The sequence below is a fragment of the Telluribacter humicola genome, assembly GCF_017355935.1.
Taxonomy (GTDB): domain Bacteria; phylum Bacteroidota; class Bacteroidia; order Cytophagales; family Spirosomataceae; genus Telluribacter; species Telluribacter humicola.
This window is the reverse complement of the sequence record NZ_JAFIQT010000006.1, coordinates 75,258-92,157: the sequence shown is the minus strand read 5'-3', so window position 1 is coordinate 92,157 and position 16,900 is coordinate 75,258. Positions and strand designations below refer to the sequence as shown.

Sequence of the window (16,900 nt, the reverse complement as noted above, 5' to 3'; positions counted from 1 at the left end):
TTAAGGACTTAGTATGGCTGATTTATCGGTGATTATTCTTACCCACAATGAATCCCTGCACATTGAGCGATGTATAAGGAGTCTGCTTCCTGTTACCGATAAAATATTCATAGTCGACTCCTACTCAACCGACAACACCGTGCAACTGGCCACCCAGCTAGGGGCCGTTGTAGTGCAGAATCCGTGGGTTTCCTACGCCTTTCAGTTTAACTATGGTATTCATCAAAACCCATTCAAGACCAAGTGGCTGATGCGCATGGATTCTGATGAGTACCTTACCCCGGAACTGGCCAGCGAACTGAACCAAAAACTTACCGGCCTCGCTGACAATATCTCAGGATTGTATGTCAAAAGGAGGGTATTTTTTATGGATAAGTGGATCAAAAACGGGGGCTACTACCCTACCTGGCTACTCAGGGTCTGGCGGAATGGCCAGGGTATCTGTGAAGAGTTGTGGATGGATGAGCACATCAAGCTTACGCAGGGCGAAACTATGAATCTAGATTATGACATTGTCGACCATAACCTGAATAATCTGACCTGGTGGACACAAAAGCATAATAATTACGCAATACGGGAGGTGATTGACTTACTGAACATTAAGTATAACTTTGATGAGAAGGAGACCGTTACACCGGCTTTCTGGGGAACACAGGAGCAGCGTAAGCGATACCTTAAGGTACGGTACGCCTCGCTGCCGTTATTTACCCGGCCGGTAATGTACTTTTTGTTCAGGTACTTTATAAAGTTAGGCTTCCTTGACGGGAAGAAAGGCCTCATCTGGCACTTTCTGCAGGGGTTCTGGTACCGCTTCCTGGTCGACGCCAAGGTGTACGAGGTATACCAGCGGGCCGGCAAAAACAAAGAAGATATTATTACTCACTTTATGACAGAATATGGAAAAGACCTTCGCGCCGCGAACAGATCTGTCAAAATATGATAACAGCTGGTACCAGCCTGGTGGCAGCTTTAAGCGGCTGCTGTGGTTTATATGTGGCCGTGTATTCATAAATACATATTTGCCTATTCCCACCCAGCTTAAGATAATGATCTTAAAGCTTTTTGGTGCCCGCATCGGTAGTCAAGTTACTATAAAGCCAAAGGTCAATATTAAATATCCCTGGTTTCTGACCATAGAAGATTATGTCTGGATTGGTGAAAATGTGTGGATTGATAATCTGACGGATGTACGACTGGGTAAAAATGTCTGCATATCACAAGGAGCTATGCTTCTCACCGGTAATCATGATTTCACCAGTACTACTTTTGACCTGATCACCAAGCCCATTGTACTGGAGGATGGTGCCTGGATAGGCGCTAAATCTGTAGTAGCTCCGGGAGTCACAGTGCATTCACACGCTGTACTGGCAGTCAACTCTGTGGCTACCAAAGATATGGAAGCGTATAGCATTTATCGTGGTAATCCGGCTGAATTCATAAAAACTAGAGTATTTAAAAAGTGAAGGTTTCAATAATCACAGTCGTATATAATGGTGAGAAGACAATCAGGGATAGTATCGAATCGGTACTTCGACAGGATTATCCCTCTATTGAATACATTCTCATTGATGGCGGATCATCAGACAAAACAGTCGAGATCATTCACTCGTATGGCTCAAAAATTGCAAGAGTAGTTTCGGAGCGTGACAAAGGTATATACGATGCCATGAATAAGGGCATCAGCTATGCCACCGGCGACCTGATTGGTATTCTGAATGCAGATGATCTGTATGCGTATGATAGCGCTATTTCAGATGTTGTAGCTGCTGTAAGCCACGATAATACTGACGGTGCCTACGGAGATCTGGTATACGTAGATCCGACGTTGACCCAAATCAAGAGAAGATGGATATCCGGCATGTATAGGAAGAATCTGTTTAACTGGGGATGGATGCCCCCTCATCCAACGTTCTTTTTAAGGAAAGAGTGGTACCAGAAGTATGGTAACTTCCGATTGGATATGGGCAGCGCAGCCGATTATGAGTTGATGCTTCGGATGATTCATAAGCAGAAGGCAAACCTTAGCTACATCCCCCGGGTTATGATAAAGATGAGAATCGGCGGTGTGAGTAACCAAAATATCCTAAATCGTATCAAAGCGAACAAAAGTGACCGGAAAGCCTGGGTGGTTAATGATCTTAAGCCTTATTTCTTTACGCTTTGGCTCAAGCCAATCCGGAAAGTCATGCAGTACGTATATAAATAAATCATTAAACGCATCCAACCGTTTACTAAGTTTTCAGATCCTTAGAGGCAGCTTATACTAATTATACACACAAAAAGTCCGATATTTGCACTTGTATAGAACAAAGTCGCTATACAAGTGCTCAATAGCACCACATTCGTTCGGCCATGAAGCATTTAATTTTAGCAGATACATTATTTGGAGGATTTTCGGTAAGCCTTTTAGACCATGAGGTTTACCAATGTGCACTTTCTTTCCTGATTGCCTGCTTTCTTTCCATAGTATCCATACCCATTATCATCAACCTTTCGGCACTGCTCAACCTTACTGCTAAGCCGGGTTTCCGAAGCTCACACCACACCGATACCCCCACCCTGGGAGGGATTGCCTTGTATGCATCTACCCTGATAGCCTTTTTTCTATGGCCTCATGCTGCCGAGATCAAGGACTCAAACCTGACCAACCTCTCCATGGTTGGCCTCACAATTCTGTTCTTTCTTGGCCTCAAGGATGATATACTGGCGCTGGATTCTACCAAAAAGCTACTTGTACAGATCTGTGCATCTCTTACGCTGGTTGTGATGGGCGACTTTAAAGTTGACTATCTATATGGCATATTCGGCTGGTACTATATCCCTGACTGGGCGAGTGTTCCGCTGACTATTTTTATCTTCATAGCGCTTATCAACTCCATCAACCTCATTGACGGCATAGATGGTCTGGCTGGTGGTATAAGTCTGATCGCCGGTATGGGACTAGGCTTCTGGTTCCTCTTCAACCAGCATTATACCTTCGCCTGTCTGGCTTTTTCAATGTCAGGATCACTACTTGGCTTTTTACGGTTTAATTTCTCCAAGACCAGCAAAATCTTTATGGGTGATACAGGTTCATTGGTAATAGGATTTATGCTGTCTTTCTTTGCCATAGCTTTCCTGCGCCTCAATATCAGCTATCGCAATGATCCCAGCGCCTTCTTTAATGCGCCCATTGTAGTAATGGTGATGCTTATTGTACCCATTTTTGATACGCTACGGGTCTTTATCGTACGTATTGTCAAGGGGGGGTCTCCCTTTGTGGCTGATCGCAACCACATGCACCACATACTGATTGATAATGGTCTTACCCACTTCCAGGCTTCTTTTTCACTCTGGATGGTAACCATCATCAATACTACCCTCTTTTTCCTATTTCACGGTGATTATTCCAACACAATCTCGCTGTACATCTACATCGGACTTTTCTTTATCTACATGGGTGTAGCCTATATGCTTAAAAAGAGAGCAACAGAACGACAGGAGAAAAAGAAATATATACAAACAGCGTCTTTTACGGATCAGGACATCTCAATTACAAAGAAGATATTGAAAGACCTGTAAAGCATAGCCCCTTCTTTAAGAGCTATTCACATCTAGCACGATCAGGTTAGTTATTTATTGATTACGATTTAGTGGAGCTAGACTACATAGCCTTTCCTTTTATTGTACCTTCATAGGTTTTAATCAGAGCTGCTCTACTTCCCACAATCCCAACCAAATCATTCAGAGTCGCAATATCCAGTCAGTTTTTTGGTAAATTTGTATCATTGCAAATGCTTTGGCTCTTTTCAATGGGCGAAGCATGTCTCTTAATATAACACACTAAAAACGATGGATAACAGGTAGGAAATCAGAAAAGCGCCATGGTATCCTATACAAAACCTCTTGTATGAGCTTCTTTTTACTTCCATTATCAGTCATTTTAATCTTTCTCCTCTTCTTTTTAACATCAAAGCACAGTGGCTTATATAGTAATATTAGAAGATATTTTATTCTTTCATTAATAACGAATGGCGGTGTAGTAGTTCTTTTTAATGAACTCTTTTCTGCTTTCAATGCCCTGAATTCTCAATCAGCTATTCTATTCTGGTCTTCTGAAAACCTCGTACTAGCTGGACTGCTGCTGTACCTGAATCAGAAAAAACAAATACAGCTTGCTGAACTAGCTTCTCTGAAGCAGGTATTCAAACTTAACGGTATCAGTAAAACCAATAAAGTAATTGTATATACAGGGCTGTTGTTCTTTGTACTCCCCTTATTGTTTTTAGCTGTTTACTCCCCTCCCAATAACTACGATGCTCATTGGTACCATCTCACCAGGGTATTACTGTGGATCGACAATGAAAACCTAAACCACTTCCCTACTCAGTTTAGCCAGCAGCTCTATCTCAATGTATTTGCGGAGTACGTGACTCTGGATACGATGTTGCTTTCAGAGTCGGATCGATATATAGGTTTAGTGCAATACGGCTCTTATGTAGGCTCTCTGGCTGCCATAAGCCTCCTGGCCAAAAGATTTGGTGCAAATGCAAGCGGTCAGATACTTGCCGCTACCTTCCTACTTACATTACCAATTGGAATCTTTGAGAGTACTAGTGCCCAGGTAGACCTTGTTGCCTGCTATTTCTTTATCTGCTTTGTGTACTTTGGCTTTGATTTGCTCGAAAAAAGATCTGTGGTAACATTGGTAGCATTCTTGACTGCACTTTCATTAGGAGGATTTACCAAGTACACGGTGTTCATCTTTGCTATTCCATTCACTGTTTATTTTGCAGTACGTCTGTTGAGCCAGTATGGCTTTGTATACTCATTAAAGGTCCTACTCCTTTCTCTCGCCATACTACTCCTGACTTTTACTCCTTTTTTATTACGTAACTATAATTTATTCGGACATATTCTCAGTCCTCCGCTTAATTCAAGGCTATTTTCAGAGAAGATTCCTGCTGACCAACATTCTTTTAGTTTTACCATATCCAATGTTATAAAGAATGCCAGCCTGCACATGGGTATTCCCAGTACAGGAGTTAACCTGTTGATCCAGGATAAAATAACTAACCTTCACCAATCGATCGGCGTCAATATCAATGAGCCAGCTATTAGTATTGATCAGTTTTCGGTACGCTACTCAGTACATGAAGATATGATGCCGAATACCATTCATTTCTGGTTAATTGGTCTGTCTATTATCGGTTTGCTGTTTTTCAAGGGACGCTGGAAGATTAAATGGCTTATCCTATGCGCGGTAGCAGGCTTTGTACTGTTTAGTACCCTGCTCAAGTTTCAGTTATGGAGTTCGCGTACCCAAATGCCCTTTTTTGCAGTAGGTGCCATACTTGTTACTTACCTATATACTCAAGCCCTCAGATGGAGAACAGTATACCTGATTGTCCCTCTCCTACTTCTTTCTGTTGGTTTTGTCTTCGGTAATCCCAACAAACCCATTGTTCCGGTTAGCTACCTGGTCCGTAAGGCTATAGCCCATATACCTATCTCCATCTGTGCCACTGACAAAAAAGAAGAACAAGTTTATAAAAAGTACCTGGAAGACTATTATACGTTCCCGGCTGTAGAGAATTGTCATCCCTTAAAAGAACTGCCCGGTTATCAGAAACGAGCCGAGATCTTCAACATATTGGACCAGCTAGGCTACTATGATGATGTTAAGTCTTCTACTGTATTTAAGACTGACCGGGTAAAGGCCCTTTTCCTAAGTCATCTTGATAACTATTACAGCTTTGAGCCATTGCTTAAGCATATAGACAACAATAGTAATATTGGGGTCTTGTACGAAAAGGGGCTTGGATTTTTTCATTACTGGAGTGCACTAAACGAAAAATTTGAGAATCCGGGCAAAATGCATTATATCCGGTACAAGAGGGAACTAGCCACGCTGGAAAACGCTCAGAAGCCCTTTTGTTACGACTATATTCTATGTGATGATCTTACCCTGCTGAAAGGCTTTGTTCCTGAGGAGAACATTGATACTGTATATCAGGAAAAAACACTAAGCCTGGTGAAGCTGAAAAGCCCAAGCTGTGCTCGTCAATTGTTCTAATACTATGGTACTCTCATAAATCATTTATTTGGTAGCTATCACAACAGTAGGTACCAGGAAGTAAGAAAGGTACTCCTTTATACGTCAAAACGCCAGGTATATACTACCTGGCGTTTTCGTTATTAATTTTATCTGGAAATGTTATCGGCCAGAAGCAAAATCAACAGTGATGGTACGGTCGACATACATATTTGACTTAAGCACCATTTCCTTAATCATATCTTTGTGAGAAAAGGTAATCATATGACCGGCTTTGGGCAAATATATATATTGAGCCTGAGCACTCGGAATATGCTTTTTAGCGAATTCAATGTTAGCCGGATCGGCGATCCAGTCATTACCTCCCTGGATTACTGTAGTAGGTACTGTGAGATTTTCCCATATAGGCAACATTCGTCGTAGTTCGGCAGAATGTGAATATTTCTCGGCAGTGGCTGCGTTGAATTCACGGGGAAGGAAGAGTTTTACGATAGGGTTTCTGCCCCATTTGGAAAACCAATAGAAACGTTCCTTATCCGGATCTATTACCGGCGAAACCATGATGAGCTGCTTTACCTCTTCTGATGCTAGTACTGTAAGCTGAGCTGCAATCGGTGCTCCGTAAGATCGTCCCAGCACAACAACTTTCTCTTTGGATTTATTAAGCTTTAGCACAGGAAGTAAGCTACGGGCATGCATCTCAATAGATGTAACGTGCCTCTTCTTTTTCCATCTTGATTTGCCATAGCCCAGTCTGTCTACTGATACGATATGAAAGCGCTTCTGGAGTTCGGGATCATCCAGTAAGTTCATATACCCCCACCACGCTCCGGGCGCTCCATGTATAAGCAGCAACATAGGAAGAGTATCTGCTCCTACTGTCGCTACCTGCACGCAAATTGTATCATTCTCGATACACATTACTCTTGGCTTTACTTCTTTCTTAGCATAATGCTTCCTTACCTCCCTTGCGGTAGTCCGGTATTTAGAGAAGCAGGATGTTAAAAATAGAGGGGTAAAGAGTAATAGGATATATAAGGAAAGAGACTTTAAAAACTTCATACGGTTTAGGTTTTATAAGCACATACTATTCGCAATTAACTCTAATATACAGATAAATCGGTTGGCTTACAAATACTTGTCTTCATATATAAAATATTCATACCTCACTATATCTATAAAAGCTCAATTGCCATTAAATCAACTCATTGCTTGTTCTAGGTACAGAGTTTCATTTCGTAAACGGTCAAAACTTGTAGAATCTCAACATATCAATAGGCATTAAATCAAACCTCGAACTGTGGCTAGTGGGTAAAATTTGGTACAACTACCCGAACAGCTATCTTAGATTATCACTGAGGCTAGAGTAGCTGCCTTAAAATTTATGGGTATACCTGATAAAGTCGTAGTTTTGAACAATCTTTTCTCAACTATCTTTGTTTATCAAAAAAAAGTAGCTGAATCGGTTGAGTTCTTTTTACAGCAGCACCAGATGACTATTGAACAGCAAGAGATTTTCTTTCAGCGTTTAGCTGACCAGAATCACAAGTATCGCTACCGTCTGCCGTCACGGCACGAGTGCGGACATTTCTTACAGCGTCTTATTAATTTTCTTTTTCCCATATGTCAGGATTGTAAAGAATCTAATAACCCGGCCGGACTACCAGGCGCTTATAAGGAATTACAGAAGCAACTGGACTGCCTGCTTAAACCATTGGATCCTCAGCTGGAGCGTAGTCGGGAAGATATCGTGTATGACTTCTTTTCCCAGCTACCTGATACGTATGATCTGCTGATGCTGGATGCTCAGGCTATTACTGACAATGATCCTGCCTCCGTAGGTATCGAAGAGGTTATTGCTATTTATCCTGGCTTTATGGCCATAGCATCGTACCGCATAGCGCACCTGCTTATGACCTGTGAAGTACCCTTGCTCCCCCGCATGCTGACTGAGTTTGCACACGGACAAACAGGGATTGATATACATCCGGGTGCCACGATTGGTAAATCATTCTTTATTGACCACGGAACGGGTGTAGTAATCGGAGAAACTACCCATATTGGAAATAATGTGAAGATATACCAGGGGGTAACGCTGGGGGCCACGTACGTGGCTAAGTCCCTGGCCTCACACAAGCGACACCCAACTATTGAGGATAATGTAGTAGTCTACGCCAATGCGACCATTCTGGGAGGTAATACCGTGGTTGGCCGCGATTCGGTGATTGGTGGTAATGCCTGGCTTACTAAGAGTGTACCGCCCTATTCGCAGGTTTATCACCAAAGCAAGGTAGAGGTAAAGCAACAGATAGCATAAAAAGGAAAGGGACGCTGATGCGTCCCTTTCCTTTTGTTACATCACGCTGCGAATAAATCGCCTTACACCTTCCATATAGATGGGTTCGGCATGAGGTATCGCATGGCGCGGCTGAGTGGTCATGGTGATACTTATAAAACCATAAGTAAGGCACCACCACTCATAGTATGTCTTGGTTACCATTTCTCCAGACTTGGGCCGAAGCGTCGCAATCATCTCCCATACAGGGTTCTTGACGATATTCATCTCCTGTATGTATACCTGCTTGGACTGGCAGTAGGCTCCTTCTAGGTTAAACATTACCTGAAACACTTCGGGCTGCTCTACCGAGAAGTTCCATATAGCTTGCGCTATTTCAGCCAACTGTTTTTCGGGCTGACGATACACGTGCTTGATCCGTTCAAATTCATCTCTTAGCGCTGCAAAACCTTCGGCACGTATCGTTTCGAGTAACTTGTCTTTACTCTCAAAATACTCATAAAGGATCGGGGGACTGTACTCGATAACATCGGCGATCTTACGGATGGAGACAGATTGCCAGCCATCTTCACGGGCAATTTCTTTTGCCGTTTTTACAATGTCAGAACGTACCTGTTTTTTGAGGCGTTCGCGGCGTTCGATGATTCCCATTCAGCAATTCTCGTATTTTAGATGGTGGATTAGAGTAATTGCTTTCAAATATAAAAAATCTGATGGGCTTTCCAAACGCTGTTAACCTTTATTTTTAAGCTGATTTGCCACACCTAACACTGATAAGGCGTGGCAAAGGACTCTAAAATTACAAGAAAGCACTACGTATCAATCACATAGCCTCTAATGTATCCTTGAGGGCACCAAAGTCTGGAAGCTCTCTGGCATCGTCTAAAATTTCTACATATTGTATAACTCCTTCTTTATCTACTACAAAAGCGGCCCGCTTGGAGATACCTCTCAGCCCAAGCATGAACTCATCTTAGTAAGCCCCATACGCCTGGCTTGTCTCCCGATTGAAATCCGAAAGTAAATCAAAGTTATAGCTTTGATCTTCCTTGTAGCGAGCCAGTGCAAAGGGTGAGTCCACCGAGATACCTACTACTTCGGCATCCAGGTTTTGATAGATTGAGAGATTATCCCGCATGGTACATAACTGAGTAGTACAGGTACCGGTAAAAGCGAGTGGAAAGAAATGAATGATCAGATTCCTGCCACGGAAATCTTCCAGTGTTACTTCTTTTTTATTTGTGTTGTAAAGTGTGAAGGAGGGAGCCTTGTCGCCCTTTTTGATCGCCATTACAGAAATGTTTTTGTGTTTTGGGTATGATTCGTAAGTTTATATGCAAGAACCAGCCCTACCGGGCTATGGTTTATGACTGACTGATTTCATTTTCTTTTCTGAACTACTACACATATGCAAACTTACTGGGGAATTGACTTGGGAGGTACCAAAGTAGAAGGGGTTATATTATCAAGTCCATCGCCCGATGCGGTTATATTCCGACACCGCATTGACACTGAGTCATATAAAGGCTATGAGCATATTATTGGCCGTATCGCTACATTAGTTGATATTATGAAGGCCGAAACCGGCTCCAAGCCCGATGTACTTGGTATTGGTACACCCGGTACGGTAGATCCGGCCCGTCAGACTATGAAGGGCTGTAATACTACTTCACTCAACGGTATGCCCATGCATAGGGATCTTGAAACCAAGTTGGGTATGCCTATTTCCATTGCCAACGACGCCAATTGCTTCGCTCTGGCCGAGGCTTTAATGGGTGGGGTTAAAGATGTGGCTCCCAACTTTAGATCAGTGTTCGGTGTGATTATGGGCACCGGCGTTGGAGGGGGTATAGTACTCCGTGGAAATGACGGGCAGCCATTTGTGCTGAACGGTATGCAGGGGATTGGCGGCGAGTGGGGCCATAATGTACTGGAGCCGGGCGGTTACGACTGCTACTGTGGCAAGCAGGGCTGCGTAGAGCAGGTATTGTCCGGTCCTGCCTTACAGCGATTCTACCAGGAAAGAAGCGGTACTGCGCTCAAACTCCCTCAGATCGTGGAAAGATACCACGAAGGTAACGATCCGCACGCTACAGCGACGATAGACCGCCTACTTGAAGGATTTGGTCAGGCTATCACTGTAATTGTGAATATTCTGGACCCCGATGCAATCGTACTGGGCGGTGGTGTAGGCAATATTGACCTCCTCTATACAGAGGGACCTAAGCGCGCCGAAAAGTATGTCTTTAACCATAGCTTCGAAACACCCATCCTGCGGCCTAAGCTGGGTGACTCAGCCGGTGTATTCGGTGCAGCCATGCTTACTTTCAAGTAGAACACTGTTAACCTTATAAAAAAGGGCAGGAAAGCGTATTAGTTTCCTGCCCTTTTGCATGTATAGATATTTTCAGCCTAGAATAACGACTGCTGCTGGGTAAGCTCCGGGTATGAGTAAGACTCTATAACTGCCTTTGTATTACTATCGTCAGAATGGGATGTTACCAGCGGGCTAACAGTGTAAGCTTGCATGACAGTGTCCGAAATAGGCTGTAAGATCTCTTTAAGCTCTTCTTCCCGGGTATCCTGACTTAGCCACCTCCTCTCGTTTTCTGGGGTAAGTATGGCGGGCATTCGCACTTTGGTATTATGGATACGAGCCATGAGCGGATTGGCCGGAATAGTAATCATGGTATAGGTCTGTATTATCTCCCCCGTTTCCTTATCTGGCCACTCATCCCACAGCCCGGCCATCGAAAAGATCTTTGTAGTAGTCAGTGATACGTAGTAAGGGTACTTCTTCTTCCCTACCTTCTGCCATTCAAAAAAACCGGTGGAAGGAATAAGGCAACGCCTAGCTCTCCGATACGACTCCCGGTAAGCCGGCTTTTCGTGGATAGACTCGCACCTGGCGTTCAGGGTACTACTTTGCAGCTGGCGTGCTTTGGAAGCATCTTTGACCCAGTGCGGCAATAGGCCCCACTGCAGGTACTGAAACTGATCCGGCCGTTCCGAGGTCAGGATAGGCCACTTTCTAAAATCAAAACCACTGGTATGATAAGTAGGTTGGTAATCTGGCACAGCAGCTACCTCTGCCTTGTATCTTTTAGCCAGTTCATCGGGTGTGGAAACTAAGGAATTGTGATAACACATAGCCCTATTGTTTAGTCACTAAACATTCTCCGGAACAGTAACCACTACCTTACCGGGACTTACCTCAGGAAAAAGGCTTGGTGTACGGTGTTCCAGACGCTCGGTCAGGCGATAGTTAGCATCCTGAGCCCTTACCTTGGTACCGGATGCCTCAGTTGATAGCAGTACGTTGTGCTGATAGGTATCCAGCCGCACTGCTTTCTGATTATCAGTCAGGTAGTTTTTGAGTACCTGCCTGATCTGTGATTTCAGGTATTCATCTAGAATAGGATACGTTACATCGATTCTACGGTGCAGGTTACGGTAGGTCCAGTCACCCGACGAAAGGTATATTTCATCTTTGCCCCGGTTGAAAAAATGCAGGATACGGGTATTCTCTAGATACCGATCCACCAGCCGCATAACAGTGATATTATCACTGATCGTTGGTAGCTCAGGGATCAGGCAACAACAATCGCTGACGATGATATTTACCTCAACACCTGCCCTACCCGCCTGGTACAGTTTTCCGATCAGCATCTGATCCTGCAGCTGGTTCAGCTTTATGGTGATAGCCGCTTTTAACCCGGCTTTGCTGTTCGTTATCTCGCGATCTATTAACTCTACGAGCTTCTTTATAGCATTGAACTGCGAAACCTGCAGGTAGTTAAAGGGCAGGTACTTGTATTTTTTTGGTTCTTCGCGGGTGCTGAGATAGCCAAACAGCAGCTCCAGCTCATTGGTAATATCACGGTGACTCGTCAGGAGCGCATGATCTACAAATTCGCGCGAAGTCAGTCGGTAAAAGCCGCCGGTACCCAGGTACGCATAGCGCTCCCACCCTTTCTTGACCTTACGCTTTACCAGTGCTATTTTAGCATGTACTTTGAGTCCGGGCATACTGAAAATAATCTTCACCCCGGCCTCCTTCATTTTGCGGGCCCACCGCAAACTCTCCTGAATATCAAATTTGGCATTCAATTCCACAAAGGTCACTACCCGCTTACCGTTCCGGGCCGCACTGATCAGTGAGTTAACGATGAAGGAGTTGGCGCTGATCTTATAAAGCGAAACAAAAATCTCACGTACGTAAGGGTCAACTGCCGCCTCGCTGAAAAACCTGACAACCGGATCGTACGAGTGGTACGGCAAATGCAGCATCTGATCGTTACGCTGAAGCGTTTCGAATACTGATTCACCTCTCCGCAGCTCTACGTGATTGACAGGCTTCTGAACCGGATAATCAAGCTTCTTGAATATAGTCGGGAATGTAGCCAGATCCTGGTAGTACAGGTACCTGCCCCGCTCGTGAAATTCTGACATCAGTATACCCACCCGGGTAGATAGGTACTCCTTCATTTCGAGGGGCATTCCCATCTCATAAAAGAACTGATGAGGCTGTATGAAATTACGCTTCTCCAGCTGCTTGGCAATCTTCTGAGCAATGGCCGGCGGATAATCATCTTCAAAGGAAAGCTCGGTATCACGCTCTGTCCTGACGGCAAAGCAGTCAAGAATTTCATATCCCGGAAACAGATCCGGCAGATTGAAGCGTACTATATCATCCAGAAACGCCACTTGCTTGGCGCCATCCTGATCAGGCAATTCAACAAAGCGTCCCAATTGCTTGGTGGGAATATTGACGTAGGCAAACCAGACTTCATTAGGTTCGCTTCGTCTTACCAACCTGAGTACATAGTATAGGTGATTAGGCTCAAAAATTGTGATCTTTGAACTCCGGCGGCCATTAAGAAATACCGGTTGGATATACCTGTATACCTTGTCAACAAAGTACTTTCGGACGTACTCCTGATGCTCGGGAGTAAAGTTCTCCTTGAAATACAGGTGTACCCCATTCTGCCTCAGATCCGGCACTACCATGGACGCCAGTATATCTCCAAACTCACTTAGCTGATTTTCGACGGTCTCATTGATATGCTCGAGGAGGGGCTCCGGATATAGATTCAGTTTCTCGAGTATATCGGCACTCACCTCACGCATAGCGAGTAAAGAGGGGATGCGAACCCGGAAAAATTCATCTATATGATGGGAATAAATGGCCAGAAAGCGTAGACGTTCCCGGGCTGGTACAGTTTCGTCCTTGGCTTCGAGCAGTAGCCGATAATTATAGGAAAGCCAGCTAAGATTATTATCAAAGTATGGATGAGATACGTCAATCATGGGTTAGGCCAAAACTTTAACGGAAATTTCATCCAATATAACCACATTTGGCGTCTATGACAACTTAACTTACCGTTTGAAAATAAAATTAACAAACTACTTCCGGGGTTGATCTGTTAACTGTGGAGAAATCTTCTTTTACTACTACTACTACTTTAACTTCTTATGAGATATAAGCTACTTGGCCGTTCCGGATTGAAAGTGTCGGAACTTTGCCTGGGAACGATGACCTTCGGTACTGAATGGGGCTGGGGTGCCGACCAGGAGGAAAGCCTCCGAATGTTTGAAGCATTCGGTAATGCCGGAGGTAACTTTATTGACACTGCTAACTTCTACACCGGAGGTACTTCGGAGCGATTCCTGGGTGATTTTATTGAAGCGGATCGCGACCATTGGGTACTAGCTACCAAGTACACCCTCAAAGACCGAAACAACGACCTCAACTTTGCGGGCAACCATCGCAAAAACCTGGTCCGTTCGGTACAGGAAAGCCTCAAACGGCTTAAAACACCTTATCTGGATCTTCTGTGGTTGCATATGTGGGACTTTACCACGCCCGTTGAGGAAGTTATGCGCGCCCTGGATGACCTGGTAAGTCAGGGACTGGTACATTACATTGGTATCTCAGATACACCGGCCTGGGTCGTAGCACAAGCCAACACTATTGCCGACTTCCGCGGATGGTCTCCCTTTGTAGCCCTACAGATAGAGTACTCACTGATCCAGCGTACTCCTGAGCGTGATCTGTTACCCATGGCCAAAGCATTGGATCTGGCCGTGACGCCCTGGGGAGCTATTGGGGGTGGAGTATTGACCGGCAAGTACCTGAAAGGTGAAACCGGCCGGATTACTGAAGGCAGCGCACGCAGGAGAGATCAAAGTATGGCTATTGCTCAGGCGGTTGTAGATATAGCCACCGAACTGGGCGTAACACCGGCTCAGGTAGCTATCAACTGGACTCGTCAGCGCGATCAGGTTATGGTTCCTATCATCGGAGCCCGTACTACTACCCAACTCAATGACTCCCTGGGTTGTCTGTCGTTCCAGATACCGGATGAGCATATGCAGAAACTTAATGATATCAGTAAGATTGAGATGGGCTTTCCGCATGACTTCCTCAGCTCCGATGGGGTCAAAGAAAATGCCTTTGGTAGTATGTACTTCAGCCTGGACAACCACCGAAAGTAACATCGACTACATTATAAAGCGATAAAGACCTGAGCATCACGCTCAGGCCTTTATCGCTTATAGGCTAACAAACTCGTAGCGGTACTTTAACCAGCTATCCGTCCCCAGGTATCCGGCGCTTTCCGCCAGTCAGTGAGGTTGAGTAGTTGGTCTTCAGTAATATACTTCTTATCCAGAGCCGCTTCAATGAGGTAGTTGTACGTACTGAGTACACTATACGAAACGCCTTTATCTTTAAAATTAGCAACTGCCGTATCAAATCCATAGGTAAAGATGGCGATCATGCCTACTACCTCTACTCCCGCCTGATGCAGGGCATCCACTACTTTCAGCGAGCTACCTCCCGTCGAGATCAGGTCTTCCATCAGTACTACTTTTTGTCCTTTCTCCAGGCGGCCTTCTATCTGATTACCCATACCGTGCTTCTTGGGCTCAGGGCGCACATAAGCAAAGGGCAGATCCAGCAGATCAGCTACCAGGGCTCCCTGTGCTATACCGGCCGTAGCTACGCCGGCTATGGCCTCCGCCTCGGGGTAGTTGTTACGTACCAGATCGGCCAGTGCCTCCTTGATATAGGTACGAATGTCGGGGTACGACAGGGCCACACGATTATCACAATAGATAGGTGACATCCAGCCGGAACTCCACTGAAAAGGTTGATCAGGGCTAAGTTTGATAGCTTTAGCATCCAGAAGCATTTCGGCTACTTTCCGGGCCACGGTTTCTTGGGTTTCGCTCATTACTTTTCGCGGGTATCTACGTCTTTATATACTGTTATTAATAGCTTATCAATACGGCTTTTGTCCATATCAATCACCTCGAAGCCAAACTGTTTCCAACGGAACTTCTCCCCCGTTACTGGAATATCTTCCAGCACATGTAATACAAAGCCCCCTAATGTATTAAATCCAACCAGCTCCTTACGCTCGGCTTCCGGCAGGGTAATATCAAAGTAGTGCAGGAAGTCATCAAAAGCGAGTTGTGCGTCGATCAGGTAACTGCCATCTTCACGCTGGATGATTTCAGCTTCAAACTCATCGGCTTCGGATAAATCCCCTACAAGCACATCCATAATATCATACATAGTCACTACGCCCTGCACCCCGCCGTATTCATCAACGATAACACCAAAATAGACACGCTGGTCCTTGAACCGCTCCAGAGCCTGATACGCTCGGTTATTTTCGGGCAAAAACAGGGCTTCCCGCTTAATAGCATTCAGATTGGCCAGATTTTCGTCAATATTATCACCGATAAGATCTTTAATGTAGATTAGTCCCAATACATCATCTACGGTTTCGCGACACAAAAGGTAAATCGCATGCTTGGTTTCATAGACCTTGGCTTTATTGACTTCTACACTGTCCTCGATATCGAGCCACACGATCTCCTGCCGGTTGGTCATCAGCGAGGTTACTCGGCGATCACCCAGCTGAAACACGTTATGTACAATCTCCTGTTCAATTTCTTCAAATACACCTCCGGTGGTACCTTCCTGGATCAGGCTCTTGATTTCTTCCTCGGTCACCGAGTTCTCGCTGGGCTTAATATTCAGGATCCGGATGATCAGGTCGTTTGAAAAGCTCAGCAGAGCGATGAACGGCATAGTTATCTTAGAGAGAATATTCATGGGCTTGGCCAGGCTCATGGCTATGATCTCCGGCTTGGCCATTCCGATCCGCTTAGGTACCAGTTCGCCCAGTACCAGCGACAGGTACGTAATCAGTAGTACCACCAGTGTCACGGCCATCGGGTGACTATATGGACGTAATAAGGGAACTGATGCCAGAGAAGCCTCCAGGTCGGAAGTAAGTTTATCACCACTGTAAACACCGGTCAGGATACCGATCAGTGTTATACCTATCTGAACAGTGGAAAGGAACCGGTTAGGGGAATTGGCTAAGTCCAGAGCTGCTTTGGCTTTCTTGTTCCCATTGCGCAGGTAAGCCTCAAGGCGGGACTTTCGGGAAGATACCAGTGCAATCTCCGACATCGAAAAAACGCCGTTGAGGAGCACCAATATGAATATGATAATTAGTTCCAAGTAATCATGGATTGATGTCGGTGCAAAT

General features: G+C 44.9%; 16 protein-coding genes. 8 read left to right on the top strand and 8 right to left on the bottom strand.

Going from position 1 to position 16,900, the window contains the following annotated elements; translation table 11 throughout:
* The first annotated feature begins 13 nt into the window (after positions 1–13).
* The 5 genes from JUB14_RS21385 to JUB14_RS21365 all read left to right on the top strand — a co-directional run bounded on the left by JUB14_RS21385 (position 14) and on the right by JUB14_RS21365 (position 6,055).
* Positions 14–940, top strand: a complete 927-nt coding sequence (locus JUB14_RS21385) for a glycosyltransferase family 2 protein (protein ID WP_207508870.1) — start codon at positions 14–16, stop codon at positions 938–940.
* Positions 897–1,463, top strand: coding sequence for a WcaF family extracellular polysaccharide biosynthesis acetyltransferase (locus JUB14_RS21380; RefSeq protein ID WP_207508869.1), 567 nt, complete (start codon positions 897–899; stop codon positions 1,461–1,463). The genes JUB14_RS21385 and JUB14_RS21380 overlap by 44 nt, the downstream gene beginning before the upstream one ends.
* A complete protein-coding gene (locus tag JUB14_RS21375) occupies positions 1,460–2,206 on the top strand; it encodes a glycosyltransferase family 2 protein (protein WP_207508868.1) in 747 nt (248 codons plus the stop codon). Before JUB14_RS21380 ends, JUB14_RS21375 begins: the two co-directional genes overlap by 4 nt.
* Before the next feature lie 146 nt (positions 2,207–2,352).
* Positions 2,353–3,561, top strand: a complete 1,209-nt coding sequence (locus JUB14_RS21370; RefSeq protein ID WP_207508867.1) for a glycosyltransferase family 4 protein — start codon at positions 2,353–2,355, stop codon at positions 3,559–3,561.
* A 697-nt stretch (positions 3,562–4,258) separates the two neighbouring features.
* The gene (locus tag JUB14_RS21365; RefSeq protein ID WP_229368102.1) at positions 4,259–6,055 is read left to right on the top strand and encodes a glycosyltransferase family protein; all 1,797 of its coding nucleotides are present in this window, start codon (positions 4,259–4,261) and stop codon (positions 6,053–6,055) included.
* A 141-nt stretch (positions 6,056–6,196) separates the two neighbouring features.
* Here the strand turns inward: JUB14_RS21365 and JUB14_RS21360 are convergent, their stop codons facing one another.
* Entirely contained in the window at positions 6,197–6,955 is a 759-nt protein-coding gene (locus JUB14_RS21360) for an alpha/beta fold hydrolase (RefSeq protein WP_229368101.1), read from the bottom strand.
* A gap of 571 nt (positions 6,956–7,526) precedes the next feature.
* Here JUB14_RS21360 and epsC point away from each other — a divergent pair.
* The gene (gene epsC / locus JUB14_RS21355; RefSeq protein ID WP_207508864.1) at positions 7,527–8,351 is read left to right on the top strand and encodes a serine O-acetyltransferase EpsC; all 825 of its coding nucleotides are present in this window, start codon (positions 7,527–7,529) and stop codon (positions 8,349–8,351) included.
* A gap of 36 nt (positions 8,352–8,387) precedes the next feature.
* Here epsC and JUB14_RS21350 read toward each other — a convergent pair whose 3' ends face one another.
* From JUB14_RS21350 to JUB14_RS21345, 3 genes are all read right to left on the bottom strand, one after another.
* Entirely contained in the window at positions 8,388–8,981 is a 594-nt protein-coding gene (locus tag JUB14_RS21350) for a TetR/AcrR family transcriptional regulator (RefSeq protein ID WP_207508863.1), read from the bottom strand.
* A 172-nt stretch (positions 8,982–9,153) separates the two neighbouring features.
* Entirely contained in the window at positions 9,154–9,294 is a 141-nt protein-coding gene (locus JUB14_RS28040; RefSeq protein WP_310586181.1) for a thioredoxin domain-containing protein, read from the bottom strand.
* A gap of 9 nt (positions 9,295–9,303) precedes the next feature.
* Positions 9,304–9,621: a redoxin domain-containing protein gene (locus JUB14_RS21345; RefSeq protein ID WP_310586180.1), complete on the bottom strand. Its 318-nt coding sequence runs from the start codon at positions 9,619–9,621 to the stop codon at positions 9,304–9,306.
* A gap of 117 nt (positions 9,622–9,738) precedes the next feature.
* On the opposite strand from JUB14_RS21345, the gene JUB14_RS21340 reads away from it, so the two are divergent.
* Positions 9,739–10,665 carry an ROK family protein gene (locus JUB14_RS21340; RefSeq protein WP_207508862.1) on the top strand — a complete coding sequence of 309 codons (927 nt, stop codon included), beginning with the start codon at positions 9,739–9,741 and terminating at the stop codon, positions 10,663–10,665.
* A 77-nt stretch (positions 10,666–10,742) separates the two neighbouring features.
* Here the strand turns inward: JUB14_RS21340 and JUB14_RS21335 are convergent, their stop codons facing one another.
* Positions 10,743–11,480: an SOS response-associated peptidase gene (locus tag JUB14_RS21335; RefSeq protein WP_207508861.1), complete on the bottom strand. Its 738-nt coding sequence runs from the start codon at positions 11,478–11,480 to the stop codon at positions 10,743–10,745.
* An 18-nt stretch (positions 11,481–11,498) separates the two neighbouring features.
* A complete protein-coding gene (ppk1, locus tag JUB14_RS21330; protein WP_207508860.1) occupies positions 11,499–13,640 on the bottom strand; it encodes a polyphosphate kinase 1 in 2,142 nt (713 codons plus the stop codon).
* 165 nt (positions 13,641–13,805) lie between these two features.
* Between ppk1 and JUB14_RS21325 the strand changes: the two genes are divergently transcribed.
* On the top strand, positions 13,806–14,828 hold the full coding sequence (locus JUB14_RS21325; protein ID WP_207508859.1) for an aldo/keto reductase: 1,023 nt from the start codon (positions 13,806–13,808) through the stop codon (positions 14,826–14,828).
* 86 nt (positions 14,829–14,914) lie between these two features.
* Here the strand turns inward: JUB14_RS21325 and pyrE are convergent, their stop codons facing one another.
* Together pyrE and JUB14_RS21315 are read right to left on the bottom strand one after the other, a co-directional pair.
* Positions 14,915–15,568, bottom strand: a complete 654-nt coding sequence (gene pyrE / locus JUB14_RS21320) for an orotate phosphoribosyltransferase (protein ID WP_207508858.1) — start codon at positions 15,566–15,568, stop codon at positions 14,915–14,917.
* The gene (locus tag JUB14_RS21315) at positions 15,568–16,872 is read right to left on the bottom strand and encodes a hemolysin family protein (RefSeq protein WP_207508857.1); all 1,305 of its coding nucleotides are present in this window, start codon (positions 16,870–16,872) and stop codon (positions 15,568–15,570) included. Before JUB14_RS21315 ends, pyrE begins: the two co-directional genes overlap by 1 nt.
* Positions 16,873–16,900 lie beyond the last annotated feature (28 nt).